This window comes from Oleiharenicola lentus (genome assembly GCF_004118375.1).
GTDB lineage: Bacteria > Verrucomicrobiota > Verrucomicrobiia > Opitutales > Opitutaceae > Lacunisphaera > Lacunisphaera lenta.
This window is the reverse complement of sequence record NZ_SDHX01000001.1, coordinates 43,500-61,317: the sequence shown is the minus strand read 5'-3', so window position 1 is coordinate 61,317 and position 17,818 is coordinate 43,500. Positions and strand designations below refer to the sequence as shown.

Sequence of the window (17,818 nt, the reverse complement as noted above, 5' to 3'; positions counted from 1 at the left end):
GGGGCCGCCATTGGACACGATGGGGCCTTGCCCACGTCGGCGCCACGGCTAAGTTGACCCTCCCATGACGCCGACCGCCACGTTCACCGCCGCCGAACTCGAGGCCGAGACAGAGCGCCTGTTCAAGGCGTTCCTCCACGTGGACTGCACGCCGGGCAAATCCTGGGATTACGACGCCTGCCGGAAGTTCGCGCCGCTCACGCTCGAGATCAACCGGCTCAAAAAGGAGAAGGACGCCGTCATCCTCACCCACTCCTACGTCGAACCCGAGATCGTCTATGGCGTGGGCGATTTCAAGGGCGACTCCTACTTCCTCAGTCTCAAGGCCCGCGAGGCGAAGGCAAAAATGATCGTTTTTGCCGGCGTGGTCTTCATGGCCGAGACCGCCAAGATCCTTTCCCCCGACGCCACCGTTGTCGTGCCCGACCGCGGTTCGGGTTGCTCGCTGGCCGACTCGCTTACCGGCGACCAGCTGCGGAAATTGAAGGCCGCCTACCCCGACGCGGCCGTCGTCTGCTACATCAACTCGACCGCCGACGTGAAAGCCGAGTCCGATGTTTGCGTCACCTCGGGCAATGTTTACGACATCGTGTCGGCCTTGCCCCAGCAGCGCATTCTCTTCGTGCCCGACCGCCTCATGGGCGAAAACATCCGCACCGAGCTGAAGCGCCGTGGCGTGGCCAAGGAGATCATCACCTCCGACGGCACCTGCATCGTGCACGACGTCTTCGACGCGGCGGCTGTCGCCGACGCGCGCGCGCGGTTCCCCGGCCTGAAGGTCGTCGCCCACCCCGAATGCACGCCCGAGGTTGCCGCGGCCGCGGATTTCGTGGGCAGCACCGGCGCGATGATGAAATACGTCAAGACGAGCGAGGCCCCCTACTACCTGATGCTCACCGAGTGCGGCCTCGTCGGCCGGCTGCAGGTCGAGACGCCCGACAAGCACTTCATCGGCGGCTGCCGCCTCTGTCCCTACATGAAGCTGAACTCGCTGGAAAAGGTCCGCGACGCCCTCGCCGCACCGCGCGCCGACCAGATCGTGACCCTCGACGAAGACACCCGCCGCCGCGCCGCCCGCTGCATCGACCGGATGTTCGAACTCGCCCCCAGGGATTGAGCGCCCCCCAGACCCATTCTCCATGATCACCGCCCGCACCGAACACCTGATCGACCTCGCCCTGGAGGAGGATGCCGGCCTCGGCGACATCACCAGCCGCGCCATCTTCCCGGCGAGGCATCGCCGCCGCGCCGTCATTGATGCCAAACAGGACCTTGTGCTCTGCGGCGTGGAGATTGCGGCGCGCGTCTTCGCCAAACTCGATCCGACGCTCAAGGTCCGCCTCCTCGCCCGCGATGGCCAACGGTTGAAGAAGGGCGACCTCGCGCTCAGCGTGGAGGGCTCCACCGCCTCGATCCTTACCGCCGAGCGCACCGCGCTGAATTTCCTCCAGCGCCTCAGCGGCATCGCCACACAAGCCGCGCGTTACGCCGCTGCCGTCAAAGGCACGGGCGTGCGCATCGTGGATACGCGCAAGACCACCCCCGGCTGGCGCGCTTTGGAAAAATACGCCGTGCGCTCCGGCGGTTGCTTCAACCACCGCAGCTCGCTCGGTGAGCAGGTGCTCATCAAGGACAACCATATCGCCGCCGCCGGTTCGCTCGCCCGCGCGGTTGAGCTCTGCCGCATCGCCGCCGCCCACGGCGCCAAGATCGAGGCGGAGGCCAAGACCCTCGCCGAGGTGAAGGAAGCGGTCCGCGCCGGGGCCGACATCATCCTGCTCGACAACATGACGCCCGCGCAGGTTCGTGCTGCCGTCAAGACCGTCGCCGGCCGCGCGCTCATCGAAGTTTCCGGCGGCGTGACCTTCGCCACGCTCCGCGATTACGCGCTGCCGGGAGTGGACATCATCAGCATCGGCGCACTTACGCACTCGGTGGCCGCGGCGGACCTTAGCCTAGATCTGAGGAAATGAACACAAAGCAGCAAAGGAGCCAAGGAGGCGACAGGATTGAGCAGCTTAGCTCCTTGGCTGCTTTGTGTAAGATCGGGTCATGAAAATCATCACCACCGACTGCCTTGTGCTCGGGGCCGGTCTCGCCGGCTCGGCCTATGCGCTGCACCTGGCGCGCGCCGGCCGCCAGGTGGAACTGCTTTCGCTCGCCGACCCGCTGCAGGCCAACAGCGACTGGGCGCAGGGCGGCATCATCTACGACACTTCGCCCGATCCTGCGCGCCTCACGCAGGACATCCTCGATGCCAGTGACGGCACCGCGAATCCCGCGGCCATCGCCCAGCTCGTCCAGGAAGGCCCCGCCGCCGTGAAGGAGCTGCTGATCGACGAACTCAACGTCGGTTTCGATCGCGAGACCGCGGGCGGCCTGCACCTGACGCGTGAGGGCGGGCATCAGGAGCGACGCATCATCCACACCAAGGACACCACCGGTCACTCCATCCTCGCTGCCGTGGCCGCGCGCGTGGATGCCACGCCGGGGATCACCCGGCGCAGCGGCTTCGTGGCGATCGACCTGCTCACGCTCTCGCACAACTCCACCGAGCCGCTCGACCGTTATGAGCCGCTGACCTGTTTCGGCTGCTATGCCCTCGACACGGCCACCGGCGAGGTCGTCGCGTTCACCGCGCGCAAGACCATCCTCGCGACCGGCGGCCTCGGCGGAGTTTTCCAGCACACCACCAACCAGCCCGGCAGTGTCGGGCATGGCGTGGCGATGGCCTACCGCGTGGGCGCGCGGTTGATGGACCTCGAATACGTGCAGTTTCATCCCACGGTCTTCTTCAAGAAGGGTGCGCAGCCCTTCCTCATCACCGAGGCCCTGCGCGGCGAAGGCGCGGTTCTGGTCGATGCCCACGGCCGACGGTTCATGGACGGCGTGCATCCCCTCGGCTCCCTGGCCCCGCGCGACGTGGTGTCGCGCGCCATCCAGCACCACCTCGCGGCCACCGGTGAGCCCTGCGCGTTCCTGGATCTTTCGGCACTCAAGCCCGACTTCATCCGCGAGCGGTTTCCCTCCATCCACGAAAGGTGCCTGGCCAACGGTGTGGACATCACCCGCGAACCGATCCCGGTCGTGCCCGCCGCGCATTTTTCCTGCGGTGGCGTGCATACCGACCTGTCGGGCCGCACGAACGTCCGTCAGCTCAACGCCATCGGCGAAACCGCCTGCACCGGCCTGCATGGCGCCAACCGCCTCGCCAGCACCTCCCTGCTCGAATGTCTCGTCGCCGCCAAGGCCTGCGCCCGCGCCGACCTCGCGGAACTCACCTCCGAAGCGTCGCCCGCCAATGTTCGTATTACGAACATTGCCCCTCCCCAGCCACGGGTGTGGCGCAGTCCGGACAAGGTGGCGGATCCGCTGCTTATCCGGCAGGATCTGCAGCAGATCCGGCAGACGATGTGGAACTACGCGGGCATTCTCCGTTCGCCCCGGCGACTGGCCCGCGCGCGGCGCATCCTGCTGGAGCTGCGCGAGGACATCCAGGCGTTTTATCGCGATTGTCGTCCGACCCGTGACCTGATCGAGCTGCGCAACGCTGTGCAAACCGCCCTGCTGGTCGTACATGCCGCCGCACTCAATCCGGTCAGCAAGGGTTGCCACCACCTCGAGGCCGGCGATTAACAAAGCCGCGCGCCACGTCCAACCGCGGTCGATAAAAAATCGGAGCCGGTTGCCCGGCTCCGCGGTGGCACACCGAGGCGCTGGCCTCAGAAGCTGATGTTCAGGCTGAGACGCAGCGGCACGTAGCTGAGGTCGCCCTCGTCGTTGAGGGCATTGAGGCCAAGCAGTCCGACGATGCTGTCGTTGTCGTCGAGCGAGCCCTGCGCCAGGTAACCCGTCTCAAGCGCGACCGTCGCCTTGTCGGTGAGTTTGTATTCGACCCCTAGGGTGACGCCGTAGGTCCAGACGTTGCTGGCGTTGTAGAACTTCGCGTTGGTGAGCGCGTCCTGGTAGGGCGCGTTGAACGGCGTGTTGGGCACCGAGAACGAAGCGGTGATCTCGTCCACGCGCTTGTAGCCGAGCTGAGCGCCCACATAGGGGTTCCAGCGCTCGGTGATGCGGAAGTTGTAGCGCACGCCGGCGTAGACTTGGAAGTCCTGGTAGTCGCTGAAGCGGCCGTTGAGCGGCAGGGCGCCGGCCACGGTGCCGACGCGCAACACGCCTTCGTCGGCCGAGAGCCAGCCGAGGCCAACCGTGTAGCTCAGGTTTTCGCTGGCGGCGTAGGCGGCCTCAAGGCCGAGCTCGGTGAAATCGCCATAGACATCGTCGAAGCTTTTGGCGTCCACATCCACGGGCAGACTGCCGGCCGGCAATCCGAGCAGGACGGAACCGTCAAAGGCGGGGCCTTGGTGAACATCGCCGCCGCTCAGCGGTGTGAGGCCGGCCTTCAGGGAAAGGCTCCAAGCCGCAGGCAGGGAGACGCAGGACACGGACAGCAGCGAGGCGAGGAACACGCCCCGGAGGGCGGAGGTAATGGATCCAGGTTTCATGTCAGTTTTTATGGTGTGGTGGGATTCGTGGTGATCCCGATCCCCACCCGACGCTCGGTGACCGACTGGTCCCGGGGCCGCGTGGAGACGGGCTGTCGGGGAGATTTACGCGACGTCCCTCCGCCCGGATGCGGTCGGCCTTCATGCGAAAGCTTGAATAATCGGTCCGGTGGCGGCGTCTTATAGCCATGAAACCCCGTTTGCTTTTTCTCCTTACCGCGCTTGTCGCCACCGCGCTGGCCGACCGCCCCGGTGACGGTTACGACGGACGCGAGGATGATCGTCGCCGCCCCGCGGGTCGCGTGATCATCTACCAGCACGCCAACTTCCGCGGTGACAGCCTGGTGCTCTACCCCGGCGAAGCCATCGACAACCTGTCGGGACGAACCTTCGACAACGGCAGCAAGCTCAACGACAGCATCTCTTCCATTCGCGTCGAGGGGGACGTGGAGGTCTTTGCCTATGAAAACTCCCGTTACCGCGGCGAAGCCCTGCGTCTGACGGAGAATACCCGCGACCTCACCGGTCGGCCCGTCGCCGGCGGCGTCGGCGTGAGTTGGAATGACCGCATCTCCTCGCTGCGGGTCGAGCGCATCCGCGGCAACCGGCCGGGTCACGGCCAGCCCGGCCCCGGGCAACCCGGCGGCGCACGGCCGCCGACCAATCCCGACAAGCTCGTGCAGGACACCTTTCAGGACCTGCTCGGCCGCGCCCCCGATGCCGGCGAGCTGCGGGAATTCCGCAACCGCATCATCGACGCCGGCTGGACCGAGCGGATGCTGCGCGACCACCTGCGCCGCGAGGACCGCTATCGCAACGAGGCCGCCGAGGCGATCGTGCGCCGCGCCTACCGCGACGTGCTTGGTCGCGAGGTCGATCCCGCGGGCCTGAGGCAATACACCTGGGCCGTGCGTGACAAGGGCTGGACCGAGAGCGACGTGAAGGACGACCTGCGCAAGAGCGCCGAGTATCGCAACAAGCCGCGCAACTAACGGCCGGTCGCCGGGGTCGCCTGACCCGCGGGTCGCGGCATGTTTCTAAACGAGCCGAACATGCGACCGGTGCCCTGCTTGCGGTAGGCTTCGGCCGCCTCGGCGCCCACCAAGGCCTCCAGGCGGGCGTTGTAGGACTCCACCACGGTGCGCATCTCGGCGATCTTCTCCTGCGAAGGGGGGCCATCGCGCGAAGCCTGATACATGACGGCCTGCAGATCGGTTTGCAGCTGATAGACCTGATAGGAGACCGTCGGGGTCACCGTCGGATAGGAGCTGAAGGCTTGGGCTACCTGCGCATACATGCGGTCGGATCCTTCAAGATAGGAATAGAACCGCTGATCCCCCAGCACGCCCCGCGCCTGTTCGTTGAGCTCCCGCTGCGCAGCCTGCCGTTGCACCCAGGTGTTTTGATCCATGTTGCTGCGCATGGGATTCGCGGCGTCGAAAGTCTTCTGCGCCTGATAGAGCTGGGCATACTCGGTCTCGTTGATCTCCACATTGCGCAGGTTGTTGATCAGGGTCCGGGCGGAAGAGGAGTGTCGCATCTCATACTGCGCGAGTTCCTCCGGGGTGAGAAGGGTGGCCAGGTCGGCGAGCTTCTCCTTTTCCATGAGGAGCTGGGTCTGCATCAGGGTGTCCGTGCTGGTCAGAACATTGCCCCGGCGCTTGGCCCAGGCCTCGGCGGACATCTCGCCGTAATCGCGCTCAATCTTGGCGATCGCGTCGATCTTGTCGTCCGAGAGAGACCCATACTGGCGCGCGCGGGTGTCGGGGTCGAGCGTTGCCGAGGGACGGGCATCAGGTCCGAGCAAGGCCTCAAAGAGGGCGCGGCGCTCATTGCTCAAAGCGGTCTTGGCGGCAACGGCCTCCGGCGTTTGGGCATTGCGCTTCCAGAAAGGCTGCCCGGCTTCGGGTTCGCGGTCGGCAAAATGCTTTTTCAACAGATGGTTTACCACGGCCCGGACCACGTCGGAAGGATAACCGGCGGCGCGCAGGTCGGCGACGACACGGTGCATATCCGCCTCGGTGGTCGCGGGGCGCCACACCGCGCCCACCGGTGCGGGGGCGACGACGGCCGTGCCACCGCCGCGGCTGTTGAAAATGGCCACACTGCCCGCTGTGGTCTGGGTGGCGGCTTCAGGCGCGGCGTTGGCGGCCACCGTAGTGGAATTGGCGGGGGTGGAAACAGACGACGGCGAGCGACCGGGCCGCAACGCGAGCACGATGTTGGCGGCCACCGAGGCGGCCAACAGCACGAACAGGAGGGGTTTCATGGGGAGACGAAGGTTGGGCCCGTGTGGGACACCCAAAGCCGCCCGAAGTGCGGTGTCGAGCCAGCGCTGTCAGGCGAACGACAAAATGCGCGTTTCGCCGACCTCCGGGACGACGAAGTCCTCCGCGCCAAGCTGGCTCGCGGCGAAGGCGGCGCGGAACTCCGTGACCGGTTGCGCGAAACCGTCGTCGGCCAGGGGGAAGCAGCCGAAGTGCATGGCCAGGCTGCGGCGCGCCCGCACGTCGCGGTGGATCTGGATCGCCTCGGCCGGCGTGCAATGCACCGGCTCCATGAACCAGCGCGGCTCGTAGGCCCCGATGGGGATGAGCGCGAGGTCGAAGGGTCCGAGTTTCTCGCCGATGGCCTTGAAGCCGTCGAAGTAACCCGAGTCGCCCGCGAACCAGATTTTACCCGCCAGCGTTTCCAGCGCGAAGCCGCCCCAGAGGGTCATGAACCGGTCGGACATGCCGCGGGCGGCGAAGTGCTGGGCGGGAGTGACCGTGACCTTCACCCCGGGTTTCACTTCGTGGCTCTGCCACCAGTCGAGCTCGACGGCGGTGTCGATGCCTTCGCCGGCGAGGAACGGCTTGTTGCCGAGCGGGGTCAAGAGCACGGGCCGGTGTGCGGCGTGCAGTCGCTTCAGCGTGGGCAGGTCGAGGTGGTCGTAGTGGTTGTGGCTGACGAGCACCAGGTCGATGCGCGGCAGCGCCTCGAAGGCGAGGCCGGGCGCGCGCACGCGTTTCGGGCCGGCCCACGAGACCGGGCTGCAACGGTCCGACCAGATCGGATCCGTGAGCACGTTGAGACCGTCGAATTGGAGCAGGAAGGTGTCATGACCAACAAAGGTCACCGCACACGCACGCGGGGCGAGGGTCGCGGGCAGTGCGGGTTGGGCCGTGTTCTCCACCCAGGCGGGCCAGAGGCCTTGGGTGCGGCTGAACTGCCACTTGAGCAGGTCGCGGAAGCCGCGCGGGTTGTGGCCGTTGGGATTGAAAAAGCGCTCGCCGTCGAAGTGGTCGCTGCGGGGATAGGGAGGGTTCATGGCTTCGTCGGCGCGGGCCGTCTGTCCCGCGGCCGAGGCCGCTGCGCCGGCGGAAAGCAGGCGGAGAAAGCGGCGGCGGGAAAACGGCATGCGGGCACAGTGCGCGCGTTTCCTCCCCGCGCAAGCGGGTCAGGCGGAGGAAAGTTTTTGCTGCGCCTGCGCCCAGTAGGCGAGCAGCGCGCGGAAGTCCTGCTCCTTGGTGGAGCTGTGGATGATGTAGTCGTAGCTGTAGCGCTCGGCCAGCTCCAGCTCGGCGCTCTGCAGGCGGCGGGCGAGCTCCTCGGCGGGCAGCGGGCCGCGGCCCTCCAGGCGCTCGCGCAGCACGTCGAGCGAGTCGGGGGCGATGAAGATGGTGACAAGGCAGCGCTGCAGCAGCGGGATTCCGGCCGCGGCGGCGCGGATGCTGCGCACGCCCTGCACGTCGATGTTCATCACGAGGCTCGTGTGGGGCAGGCGCTCCAGCACGGAGGACTTGGGCGTGCCGTAGCGGTATTTCCGGTGCACCCAGGCCCACTCGAGAAACCCGTCGGCCGCGAGTTTCGCGTCGAAATCCGCCTCGGAGTAGAAATGGTAGTCGCGGCCGTTGACCTCGTTCGGGCGGGGCGGGCGCGTGGTGGCGGTGATGACGCGCTCGAAGCCCGGTACCTCGGTCACGAGGCGTTCGCAAAGGGTGCTTTTGCCCACGCCGGCGGGACCGGCGAGAATGATCAGGCCATGCGAGGAAGCGGCCATCGGCTCAGTAGGTGAAGGCGGCGGCCGAGGTGGCGAGCCCGTAGCCCAGCAGAAGGGCACCGATGAGTTTTGGCCGGCCGGGAGAGCGGAACAGCCAGTCAAAGAAATCGCGCAGACGGAACGGATAGGCCGCGAGATAAAGCGCGGCGGCTAGGCCGACATAAACCGCGGTGACCATCAGCAGGCGTTGCGGGTGATCCCACTTCATGTAGGCGGCGCGCAGCAGGGGTTCGGCCCCAAGCAGGATCAGCACGCTTACCCCGCGCACGGCGAGGAAGTCGGGCGTGTAGATGAAGGACAGGACGGCGAGCGCCCCGAAACCGATCATCACGGGCGCGGGCGTTTGGAAAAAGATCAGGTCGGCCTCGCCCGTGCGCGACAGCCGCCACAGGAACCAAAGCGCCCCGAGTCCGAAGAGCGCCCACGCGGCCGCCTGCGAGCGGGGCAGCGCCTTGGCCGCGGGCGCGGCACCGGGCCAGAAGAGAAAGCCGCCAAGAACGGCGAGCAGCAGGCCGGGAATCAGGGTGGCGAGGAATAGGCTCATGGATGGTTAAACCACGAAATACACGAAACACACCAAAGGGAGTCAGGCCTTTTCGTGTTTTTTGTGTATTTCGTGGTGATCATTTCTCCACACCCGCCAGCTGCAGCGAGCCGTAAAGCACCGCTGTGGACACGCGCTCGATTTTCACCGGCACCAGCTCGCCAATGAGACGCTCGCTGGCGGCGAAGTGCACGATGCGGTTGCCGCGGGTGCGGCCCATGAAGCCGAGGCCCTTCTTGTCCGGCCCCTCGACCAGCACTTCCTGGGTCGTGCCGAGGAGCGTGGCGTTGCGGCGGTTGGAATTGGCCTCGAGGATCGCCAGCAGCTCGGCGTTGCGCGCCTCCTTCACCTCGTCGGGAATCTGGTCGCCCATGTCCGCGGCGGGCGTGCCGGAGCGGATCGAGTATTTGAAGACGTAGGCCATGTCGAAGTCGCAGGCGGCGAACAAATCGCGCGTCTGGGCGAACTCCTCGTCGGTCTCGCCGGGGAAGCCGACGATGATGTCGGTCGAGAAATACATGTCGGGCCGCACGCGGCGCAGGTCGTCCACGATCTGCTTGTAGCGGTCGCGCGAGTAGGGCCGGTTCATCGCCTTCAGGATGCGGTCGCTGCCGGACTGCATGGGCAGGTGGACGTATTCGCAGAGTTTCTCCAGCCGGCCGTAGGCCTGGATGAGGTCGTCCTTGAAGCCGCGCGGGTGCGGCGAGGTGAAGCGGATGCGCCGGATGCCGGGGATGGCATTCACGCGCTCAAGCAGCTGCACGAAGGGCGTGACGCCGTCGGTGTGGGCGTAGTCGCGCCGGCCGTAACTGGTGACGATCTGGCCGAGGAGCGTGATTTCCTTCACGCCGCGGTCGGCCAGCTGCTCGCACTCGCGCACGATCTCGTCCATCGGCCGCGAGCGCTCGTCTCCGCGGGTCTTCGGGACGATGCAAAAGGCGCAGTCCATGTTGCAACCCTGCTGGATCGAGACGAAGGCCGAGACCTGCTTCTCCTCGAGCACGTGGTCGCGGATGGTGTTCTGCGAACCGGCTTCCTCGGCGATGTCCACGATGCGCGTGGGCAGCACGGTGCCGGCTGCCTGGGCGGCACGGAGGTTGTCGAGGTAGTCGGGGACCTGGTGAAACTTCTGCGTGCCGACGATGAGGTCCACGTCGGGCAGGGCGTCGAGGAGCGAGGCGCCGCGGTTCTGCGCCATGCAGCCGAGGATCCCGAGGATGAAGCGCGGGTTGCGCTTCTTCTTCTGGGCAACGTAGCCGGCCTTGCCGATGGCCTTCTGCTCGGCCATGTCGCGCACGCTGCAGGTGTTCATCAGCATGACGTCGCAGGCGTCCTCATCCTGCACAATGCGGTAGCCCCGGGCGCGGAGCAGCGCGGCTACGGCCTCGCTGTCGCGCTCGTTCATCTGGCAGCCGTAGGTCTTGATATAGACGCGGTTCACGAGGACAGAAGGGGTCTGATTAGCCGGCCCGCCGAGGTGGTCAACGCGGGAAACCACCGGGCTTGCCCGCGGTCGGAACAAAGCCAGCCTCCCCGACCATGCGGCGTCCGCTCCTCTTCCTTCTGCTGCTTGCCCTGCAAGGGCTTGGCCGTCTGGCCGGCGCGCCCGCCGGGGCGGAGGCCGTGCTGGTGGTGTCCGGCGACATGCACTCGGCCTATGACCGCACGGCGCAGTTCGTGGCGCTGGTGGACCGGCTCAAGGCCGAGCATCCCGCGCTGCCCGTGGCAGTGCTGCTCAACGGTGACACCCAGGAATACGGCAACGCCCTCGCCCGGCGCAGCGGCGGCGAGATCGACTTCGCGCTTTATGCCGCGCTCGTGCGCCGCGCGCCGGTCATCCTCAACCTCGGCAACCACGAGGCGGACTATTTTGCCCTGGAAGAGACCGTGCTGCGCGCCGAGGCCGTGGGCGTGAAGGTGATCGGCAACATCGTCAACCGGGGCACGGGACAGCCCTTTGCGCCGGCGTCCGTGTCGCTCGCGCTCGGCGGGCATACGGCGACGGTCGTGGGCCTCGCGCCCGACGCGCTGGCGACCTACCGCGTCGCGGTGCGGCCTTCGCTTGATCTCGCCGACCCGGTGGTGTGGGCGAAGGAGCACTTTCCCCGTTTGCTCGGCGCCGGGACGGAAGGCAATGCCGCCAACCCGCCGGCTCTGCCGATCGTGCTCAGCCACTGCGGCCTCGGCGCCGACCGCGAGCTCCTGAAGCTCGTGCCGGAGGGAACGCTGTTCTCCGGCGCGCACAGCCACCTGCGTTTCGTCGAGTCCTTCGAGCGCACCGTGTATTTCCACACGGGAACCTGGATGCAGCACATCGCCCTGGCCTGGCTTTGCCGCGATGAAGCCGGTGCGCTCCGCTGGCAGGTCGAGCCGGTGCCGGTGCCCGCCGACGGCCCGGTCGACCCCGAGCTGGCGGCGGTGATCCGCGACGTGCGCGAGCGCTGGCTCATCCCTGAGGACCGCGCCGTGGTTGGGCAGACCAAGCGGGCCATGGACACGGCGGAAGCGGCGCGTTTCGCCGCCCAGGTGATCCGCGAGGGGGCGAAGGCCGACGCTGCCTTCGTGGGCAACACCACCTTCGGCAGCGGTCTGCCGGCGGGTGATGTGACCCAACTTGAGTTTGATGCGTGCGTGCGCTTCGACGGGTCCATCTACACAGCGTCCATCGACGGGGCGCGCCTGCGGGCGCTGCTCCTCGCAGCCAACCAAGGGCCGGACACGCCTTTCGCCGCCCGCGGCGGTGAGTTCAATCACGCCGTCGGGCCGGAAGTCATCGAGGATGCGCACCGCTACCGGATCGCCACCACGGACTGGGGCGCGAAGAACACCGCCCGCTATTTTGGCGAACCGGCCATCGCCTGGACCGAGCGACCTGAGCTCCGGCTCAAGACCTTGGTGCGTGCCCGCCTGGTGCGGGACCGCGTGCTGGCATTTCCGGCCACCGCCGAGCAATCACCATCCCAGACTGCCACGCTGGATCCCGAAACGCTGGTGGAGTTTGGCCGGAGGCTGTTCGAGGCCTACGCGCCCGACGAAATCCAAGAAGAGTTCGAATTTCCCTCGAAGCAGGAATGGGACGAGTTTGCCGCCCGCCTGCAGGCCGCGCTGGAGAGCAACGACCTGCGCCGCCTCGCCGCCTACGAACCCGAGGCACGCGCCGCGTTGCTGGCCCTGCGGGCGCTGCCTGAATACGGCGACTACGCGGACTGGCTGACTGAGCGCCTCGATTACATCACCGCCGCGCAGCAGGCCGTCGCCGCGCCTGCGCCCAAGCCCGCCCCACCCGCCCCGCCGCCGATCCCGCCCACGCCCGGGCCGGCCAAGCCCGATCCCGCGCCGAAACCAGCCCTGCCGTCCGCGCCGGCGGAGATTCCCAGTTACGCGCTCTGGCTCGATCGCATGAAAACCCGCGCCGTGCCCGCCCGGGCGCCGGCCCTGCTGCCGCGGCTGCAGCGGGTCTTTGCCGAGGAGGGCGTGCCCGCCGAGCTGGTCTGGCTGGCGGAGACCGAATCCACGTTCAACCCCGCCGCGCGCAGCCCGGTCGGAGCCCGCGGGCTATTCCAGCTCATGCCCGAAACGGCCAAGAGCCTGGGGTTGCAGACCTTCCTCCCCGACGAGCGCACGGACCCCGAGAAATCCGCCCGGGCGGCCGCGCGTTACCTGCGGTATTTGCACGGCCGTTTCGGCGACTGGCCGCTCGTGCTTGCCGCCTACAACGCCGGCGAAGGCCGCGTTTGGCGCACGCTGAAGAGCGGGAACGCCAGCACCTTCGGCGAAATTGCGGGCGCCCTGCCCGCCGAGACCCGCATGTATGTCCCGAAGGTCCTCGCCACGATCGCAACGCGCGCCGGTGTGCCGCCCGACCGTCTCGCCGTCCCCGGCGCCTGACGCCCGTAAAAGAGCATCGCCAGCAATCGCTCCGGGACTTTGTTTTCTGCCATGGGATTTTTTGACCGCTTTTCTTCCGGATCGAAACCGCAACCGAAGCCCGAGCCGACCCCGGTTCCCGCGGCGACGCCGGCGGACAAGCCCGCCATCGCGGGCAACGTGATCCCGCGCATGGCGGAAGCGCGGGCCAAACTGGAGGCCAAAGACCTGCCGGCCGCCGTCGCCATTTATCAGGAAGTGCTGGCCTCGGCCGGCGCCCGCCCCGACGTGCTCGTGGCCCTCTCCGGCGAACTCGGTCAGCGCGGACACGTGCGCGAGCTGATCGAACTCGTCGCGCCCCACTACGACGCCCAGCGCCATGGCCCGGCCACGGGCATCAATCTGCTCCAGGCCTACCTCGCGCTGCGCCTGATCGAGCCCGCCCAGCACCTGCTCGACATCCTTTTCTCGCTCGGCAAGCCCGAGCTCGAGGAGCGTCTCTTCGGCTTCTCCAACGCCATCGGCGAGCTCATGGCCGGCCACGAGTCGGCCGCGCCCACCCCCGAACAAATCGCCAGCTCCGGGGAAACTCCGGTGCAGAACAAGGTCAGCCTCGCGAGCATCAGCAAACCGGTCTGGTTTTACGGTCTCGAAGAGGCCGCGCCTCAGCTGCTGCCCCGGAAGGAAGGCAAGCCGCGCCGGGTGGCCTTTGCCCAATGCACCCTGCCCGGCCTGCAGGATTTTGCGGACCGCTCCGCGCGCCCCGAGGACGACACCGGCCGCTTCTGCCGCGGGCTGCCGCTGTGGTTTGCCGAGACCTTTGCCGCCGCCGCCGGCTATGATCCCATCGCCGCGGTCGGTCTCTCCAGCCGCCAGCATTACTTCCTGTTCCCGGCGGAATGGACGGCCGACAACATCCGCGAACTCAACGAAACCAGCCCAGCCGGCCTCGACTACGTGGTCACTTCCTCGCTGCGCAACCGCAACGACGACTTCGAGCTCACCTTGCGCATCTGGGAGGTGAAGAAGTTCCGCGAGCTGAAACAGTTCTCCACCCGTTGGACGCCCATCAACGCCGATGCGACGCTGGCGCAGTTTCACGCGCAGTTCCGGCATTACATGGAGTGGAGCGCTCTGCCCGAGGGCAATGGGCTGGCCTACACCGCCCCCGCCCTGCCCTCCGCGCACATCCAGGCGCTCGGCGCCACGCTCAGCCAATTCCTTGGCACGAAGGGCGCGCTGGCGCCGGAGCAAATCAACGCCGGCACGGCCCCGCAGCTGCGCAACGCCCAGACCAATCCCGACGACGCCCGCGCCCAGCTGCTGCTCGTCGCCAGTCTGGTCCGGCAGAAGTCAGTTGGCAGCGAACCGGACTCGACCGCCCTGCAACATGCCCGTGCCTGGCTGGCCAGCGAAGCCGCGCAGAAGGCCGGGGTGGCCGGCCTCGTCGCCGCGCTGGGCTGATCGGCCGACCGGGCCGCTAGCCATAAAAAAGGCCCGGCGGTTACGCCGGGCCTGAAGGGATTCGAACGACGGCAGTCGTTCAGGGATTCGCGGCGTTGAACGTCGCGATGAAGTCCGCGGTGACGTCGAGGTCGGACTTGGTGTAGAGGACGGCATCGCCGAGCTTGGCGCCGTCGAGCAGCACGCCGAGGTCGCGCTCCTTGGCGAAAGCCTCGAGGGCCTTGCCGATTTCAGCCATGACCGGTCCCTGCTTCTGCTGCTGGGCCTGGGCGAAAGCCTGCTGGGCCTGCTGCTGCTTGGTCTGCAGCTCCTGTTGGAGCTTCAGGCCCTCGGTCTGCTTTTCCTGGATGGCCTGCGCGTTGGCTTCGCCACCAGCCTGGAGCTTCTGCAGCTCGCCGACGATGGTGCGGAGCTTTTCCTGGAGGAGCTGGAGCTCGCTCTGGGTGCCGCTGAACTCGAGGTCGAGCTCCTTGACGGCGCGCACGAGGCGCTTGATGCCGTTTTCCTCATTGAAGAAGGCGCGGCTGTCGAGCCAGGCGACCTTGGCGACGGGCACCTGCTTCGGCGCGGTGGCGGTGGTCTGGGCCACCAGCGGGGAAACCACGAGGAGGGCGAGGAGGAGGGAAGAAAGCGAACGGGTGAATTTCATGAGGGGGCCCAAAGCAAGGATTCCCGCGGGCTTTGGCAAAGATTAAATGGTCAGGTGACCGACGGGTCGCCGATGAGCTGACGTGGGCTGAACCTGGGCGGAGCGCAGGCAGGTTAGCGAAAGGCTGAACCGGTTTCGTAGGCAAGGGTGCCCCGGTTCCTTCAACATCCGGGAACGCCTCCAATAACTTACTGACTGGCTGCAAGTTGGCCGCAGCCGGCGGCGATATCGATACCCCGCCGCTGCCGGATGGTGCTGGGCAGGCCATAGCCGGCGAGGATCTGCTGGAAGCGCTTGGCAGCCTCGCGACCGGTGGGGATGCCGGCGTAGCCGGCGGTGGGATTGAGGGGGATCAGGTTCACCTGGGCCTCCTGGCCTTGCAGCAACCGGCCGACCGCGTGGGCGTTGTCGGGCAGGTCGTTTTTGCCCTCGATCAGGGTCCACTCGTAAAAGATGCGGCGCTGCTGCTTGGCGATGTAGTAGCAACAGGCGTCCATGAGTTCGTCGAGCGGCCACTTCTTGGCGACGGGCACCAGCGCCGCGCGCTCGGCCTGCGTGGCGCCGTGCAGGGAAACCGCGAGATGGATCGGGCGCGCCTCGTCGGCCAGCCGGATGATGCCGGGCACGACGCCCACCGTGCTGAGTGTGATCTTCTTCGCGCCGAACGCGAGGCCGTTGGGGTCGCGCAGGATGTCCACCGCCGTCATCACGGCGTCGTAGTTGTGCAGCGGTTCGCCCATGCCCATGAGCACGATGTTGCGCAGGCGCTCGCCCTCGCCGGTCTCGCGGAGCACGCGGTCCACGTGCAGCGCCTGCGTCACGATCTCGCCGGGCGTGAGGTGGCGCGTGAACCCCATCTGTCCGGTGGCGCAGAACACGCAGCCCATCGCGCAGCCCGCCTGGCTGCTGATGCAGGCGGTCACGCGCCCGGTGTAGCGCATGAGCACGGTCTCGATCTGCCGGCCGTCGGCGAGCGCGAGCAGGTATTTGCGGGTGAAACCGTCGGCGCTGTGCGTCTCGACCGCGACGTCCGGGCGGGTGAAGGCCAGCTCCGTCGCGGCGCGTTCGCGGAAGCGCGCGGGCAGATCGACCATCAGCGGCCATGCCTCGATCCGTTCCAGATGCACGTAGGACCACAGCCGCGCCGCGTGAACCGAGCTGAAGCCCCAGCGCACCACGAGCTGGCGCAGGGCCTCGCGGGTCAGGTCGTAGAAGCTGGTGGGAACGGCGGTCATCATGATTGGGCAAGACGGATGGCCACAAAATGCCCAAAAAACGCAAAAAGAATCATACCGGCCGTTCCCGGCGGCGGACAGATTGCACCCGGCGACTTTCGGGATACGGATCGTTTCATGGCCAAGATCATCCTCGCCGGTGGCAGCGGATTTCTCGGACAGGCGCTGGCCCGGCGTCTGGCGAAGGAGAGCCGGGACGTGGTTGTGCTTTCTCGCCGGCCACGCGCGGATGCGGCGTTTCGCGAGGTCGCGTGGGACGGGGTGAACGGCGGCGCCTGGACCGCAGAACTGGAAGGGGCGGCGGCCCTCGTCAACTTCACGGGCCGCTCCATCAACTGCGTGCACACGCCCGAAAACCGGCGGGCGATCCTTGGGTCGCGCGTCCACGCGGTGCGCGCGCTCGCGCAGGCTTGGGCGCAGGTGGCCAACCCGCCTGCGGTGTGGCTCCAGTGCAGCGCGACCGGCTACTACGGCGACGCGGGCGACCAGCCCTGCGACGAGAGCGCCCCGGCCGGGGCGGATTTTCTGTCCGAGGTTTGCCAGCGTTGGGAGGAGGCCTTCGCGACGGCGAAGCTGCCCGGCCTGCGCCGGGTCGTCTTGCGGCTCGGCGTGGTGCTCGATGCCGAACACGGCGCGCTGCCGCCGCTCGCCCGCTTGGTGCGCCGCTATGCCGGTGGAGCCGCTGGCAACGGACGGCAATTCATGAGCTGGGTGCATCGCGATGATGTCACGACCGCGATGCTGGCGGCGCTCACCCGCGGCGATTTAACCGGCACCTACAATCTCTGCGCGCCCGCCCCGGTGCCCAACGCGGAATTCATGGGCGCGTTGCGCGGCGTGCTGGGTCGTCCGTGGTCGCCCCCGGCGCCGGCCTTCGCCGTGCGGCTCATGGCCGGTCCGCTCCTGGGCGTGGATCCGGCGCTGGCGTTGCATGGCCAGCGCGCCCTGCCGCGCCGATTGCAGGCGGCGGGTTTTGCGTTCGCGCATCCGGAACTGGGCGAGGCGTTGCGAGACCTGCTCAGCGCGAAGTAACCGCGCTTGAGTCCCGCGTCTGCGGGACGAAAGCGTGGCCTCCACGTTGTGGCTTGGCTCCAACGCGGCCAACACACCACGGCGGGGTCGCCGTGGCTCCAGTCCAAGCCGGCTCAGACCGAATACTTGCTCTTGGCCGGTTCGACGGGCGACATGCCCTCGTAGTTGTGCACGGAGCCGGCGCTGTCGGCCCAGAGCGGGAGGTTGTCTTTCCGCCAGCGGTGGGTCAGGACCACGTCGTTCTGCACGTTGCGATCCTGGGCGACCAGCATCAGGCGGTTGAGCGCGGCGAAAGCTACATCCTCGGGTTGGACCTGGAGCAGCTCGGCAAGGCGAAGAACGGCGTCGTTCTCGGCGTGTTCGAGATGAATCTTGATGACAGGCATAAGCGCCTCCTTTGGGGTTGGCCAAGGATACCACCGATTCCCCCAATGGCTGCGCATGGATTGTGATTTGTCCCTTGCGGAACCCCTCAAGCCG

16 protein-coding genes are annotated in these 17,818 nt (G+C 67.3%); 7 read left to right on the top strand and 9 right to left on the bottom strand.

The annotated features are described in order from the left end of the window. Positions 1-64 precede the first annotated feature (64 nt). The 3 genes from nadA to nadB all read left to right on the top strand — a co-directional run bounded on the left by nadA (position 65) and on the right by nadB (position 3,636). Positions 65-1,117 carry a quinolinate synthase NadA gene (gene nadA, locus ESB00_RS00285; protein WP_129045736.1) on the top strand — a complete coding sequence of 351 codons (1,053 nt, stop codon included), beginning with the start codon at positions 65-67 and terminating at the stop codon, positions 1,115-1,117. A 22-nt stretch (positions 1,118-1,139) separates the two neighbouring features. Continuing rightward, a complete protein-coding gene (gene nadC, locus ESB00_RS00280; protein ID WP_129045735.1) occupies positions 1,140-1,973 on the top strand; it encodes a carboxylating nicotinate-nucleotide diphosphorylase in 834 nt (277 codons plus the stop codon). Positions 1,974-2,052: 79 nt separating this feature from the next. After that, the gene (gene nadB / locus ESB00_RS00275; protein ID WP_129045734.1) at positions 2,053-3,636 is read left to right on the top strand and encodes an L-aspartate oxidase; all 1,584 of its coding nucleotides are present in this window, start codon (positions 2,053-2,055) and stop codon (positions 3,634-3,636) included. Positions 3,637-3,722: 86 nt separating this feature from the next. On the opposite strand, the gene ESB00_RS00270 is transcribed toward nadB, so the two are convergent. After that, a complete protein-coding gene (locus ESB00_RS00270) occupies positions 3,723-4,505 on the bottom strand; it encodes an outer membrane beta-barrel protein (protein ID WP_129045733.1) in 783 nt (260 codons plus the stop codon). A gap of 188 nt (positions 4,506-4,693) precedes the next feature. Between ESB00_RS00270 and ESB00_RS00265 the strand changes: the two genes are divergently transcribed. Next, positions 4,694-5,497, top strand: coding sequence for a beta/gamma crystallin family protein (locus tag ESB00_RS00265; RefSeq protein ID WP_129045732.1), 804 nt, complete (start codon positions 4,694-4,696; stop codon positions 5,495-5,497). Here ESB00_RS00265 and ESB00_RS00260 read toward each other — a convergent pair. The 5 genes from ESB00_RS00260 to miaB all read right to left on the bottom strand — a co-directional run bounded on the left by ESB00_RS00260 (position 5,494) and on the right by miaB (position 10,532). Beyond that, positions 5,494-6,774 (bottom strand): hypothetical protein, encoded by a 1,281-nt coding sequence (locus ESB00_RS00260; protein ID WP_129045731.1) that lies wholly within the window; start codon positions 6,772-6,774, stop codon positions 5,494-5,496. The genes ESB00_RS00265 and ESB00_RS00260 overlap by 4 nt on opposite strands. Before the next feature lie 69 nt (positions 6,775-6,843). Beyond that, positions 6,844-7,905: an MBL fold metallo-hydrolase gene (locus ESB00_RS00255; RefSeq protein ID WP_218938646.1), complete on the bottom strand. Its 1,062-nt coding sequence runs from the start codon at positions 7,903-7,905 to the stop codon at positions 6,844-6,846. Positions 7,906-7,944: 39 nt separating this feature from the next. After that, a complete protein-coding gene (locus ESB00_RS00250; RefSeq protein WP_129045730.1) occupies positions 7,945-8,547 on the bottom strand; it encodes a guanylate kinase in 603 nt (200 codons plus the stop codon). Between the two features lie 4 nt (positions 8,548-8,551). Next, positions 8,552-9,091, bottom strand: a complete 540-nt coding sequence (locus tag ESB00_RS00245; protein ID WP_129045729.1) for a hypothetical protein — start codon at positions 9,089-9,091, stop codon at positions 8,552-8,554. Positions 9,092-9,170: 79 nt separating this feature from the next. Further along, positions 9,171-10,532: a tRNA (N6-isopentenyl adenosine(37)-C2)-methylthiotransferase MiaB gene (miaB, locus tag ESB00_RS00240; RefSeq protein WP_129045728.1), complete on the bottom strand. Its 1,362-nt coding sequence runs from the start codon at positions 10,530-10,532 to the stop codon at positions 9,171-9,173. 98 nt (positions 10,533-10,630) lie between these two features. On the opposite strand from miaB, the gene ESB00_RS00235 reads away from it, so the two are divergent. Together ESB00_RS00235 and ESB00_RS00230 are read left to right on the top strand one after the other, a co-directional pair. Next, positions 10,631-12,979 carry a transglycosylase SLT domain-containing protein gene (locus ESB00_RS00235; RefSeq protein ID WP_129045727.1) on the top strand — a complete coding sequence of 783 codons (2,349 nt, stop codon included), beginning with the start codon at positions 10,631-10,633 and terminating at the stop codon, positions 12,977-12,979. A gap of 51 nt (positions 12,980-13,030) precedes the next feature. Next, on the top strand, positions 13,031-14,422 hold the full coding sequence (locus ESB00_RS00230; protein ID WP_129045726.1) for a hypothetical protein: 1,392 nt from the start codon (positions 13,031-13,033) through the stop codon (positions 14,420-14,422). Between the two features lie 79 nt (positions 14,423-14,501). On the opposite strand, the gene ESB00_RS00225 is transcribed toward ESB00_RS00230, so the two are convergent. After that, complete coding sequence (locus ESB00_RS00225) at positions 14,502-15,071, bottom strand: OmpH family outer membrane protein (protein ID WP_129045725.1); 570 nt, start codon at positions 15,069-15,071, stop codon at positions 14,502-14,504. Between the two features lie 188 nt (positions 15,072-15,259). Beyond that, on the bottom strand, positions 15,260-16,306 hold the full coding sequence (gene rlmN, locus ESB00_RS00220) for a dual-specificity RNA methyltransferase RlmN (protein ID WP_425465751.1): 1,047 nt from the start codon (positions 16,304-16,306) through the stop codon (positions 15,260-15,262). Positions 16,307-16,423: 117 nt separating this feature from the next. On the opposite strand from rlmN, the gene ESB00_RS00215 reads away from it, so the two are divergent. After that, positions 16,424-17,338, top strand: coding sequence for a TIGR01777 family oxidoreductase (locus tag ESB00_RS00215; protein ID WP_218938645.1), 915 nt, complete (start codon positions 16,424-16,426; stop codon positions 17,336-17,338). A gap of 113 nt (positions 17,339-17,451) precedes the next feature. On the opposite strand, the gene ESB00_RS00210 is transcribed toward ESB00_RS00215, so the two are convergent. Beyond that, a complete protein-coding gene (locus ESB00_RS00210) occupies positions 17,452-17,724 on the bottom strand; it encodes a hypothetical protein (RefSeq protein ID WP_129045723.1) in 273 nt (90 codons plus the stop codon). Positions 17,725-17,818: the final 94 nt, after the last annotated feature.

What these genes read in the sequence shown, in the direction of transcription:
- rlmN (WP_425465751.1), bottom strand. Translation starts at nt 16,306, where the DNA reads ATGACCGCCGTTCCCACCAGCTTCTACGACCTGACCCGCGAGGCCCTG.
- ESB00_RS00235 (WP_129045727.1), top strand. Translation starts at nt 10,631, where the DNA reads ATGCGGCGTCCGCTCCTCTTCCTTCTGCTGCTTGCCCTGCAAGGGCTT.
- nadB (WP_129045734.1), top strand. Translation starts at nt 2,053, where the DNA reads ATGAAAATCATCACCACCGACTGCCTTGTGCTCGGGGCCGGTCTCGCC.
- nadC (WP_129045735.1), top strand. Translation starts at nt 1,140, where the DNA reads ATGATCACCGCCCGCACCGAACACCTGATCGACCTCGCCCTGGAGGAG.
- ESB00_RS00230 (WP_129045726.1), top strand. Translation starts at nt 13,031, where the DNA reads ATGGGATTTTTTGACCGCTTTTCTTCCGGATCGAAACCGCAACCGAAG.
- ESB00_RS00270 (WP_129045733.1), bottom strand. Translation starts at nt 4,505, where the DNA reads ATGAAACCTGGATCCATTACCTCCGCCCTCCGGGGCGTGTTCCTCGCC.
- ESB00_RS00255 (WP_218938646.1), bottom strand. Translation starts at nt 7,905, where the DNA reads ATGCCGTTTTCCCGCCGCCGCTTTCTCCGCCTGCTTTCCGCCGGCGCA.
- ESB00_RS00245 (WP_129045729.1), bottom strand. Translation starts at nt 9,091, where the DNA reads ATGAGCCTATTCCTCGCCACCCTGATTCCCGGCCTGCTGCTCGCCGTT.
- ESB00_RS00260 (WP_129045731.1), bottom strand. Translation starts at nt 6,774, where the DNA reads ATGAAACCCCTCCTGTTCGTGCTGTTGGCCGCCTCGGTGGCCGCCAAC.
- ESB00_RS00215 (WP_218938645.1), top strand. Translation starts at nt 16,424, where the DNA reads ATGGCCAAGATCATCCTCGCCGGTGGCAGCGGATTTCTCGGACAGGCG.
- ESB00_RS00250 (WP_129045730.1), bottom strand. Translation starts at nt 8,547, where the DNA reads ATGGCCGCTTCCTCGCATGGCCTGATCATTCTCGCCGGTCCCGCCGGC.
- nadA (WP_129045736.1), top strand. Translation starts at nt 65, where the DNA reads ATGACGCCGACCGCCACGTTCACCGCCGCCGAACTCGAGGCCGAGACA.
- ESB00_RS00265 (WP_129045732.1), top strand. Translation starts at nt 4,694, where the DNA reads ATGAAACCCCGTTTGCTTTTTCTCCTTACCGCGCTTGTCGCCACCGCG.
- ESB00_RS00225 (WP_129045725.1), bottom strand. Translation starts at nt 15,071, where the DNA reads ATGAAATTCACCCGTTCGCTTTCTTCCCTCCTCCTCGCCCTCCTCGTG.
- ESB00_RS00210 (WP_129045723.1), bottom strand. Translation starts at nt 17,724, where the DNA reads ATGCCTGTCATCAAGATTCATCTCGAACACGCCGAGAACGACGCCGTT.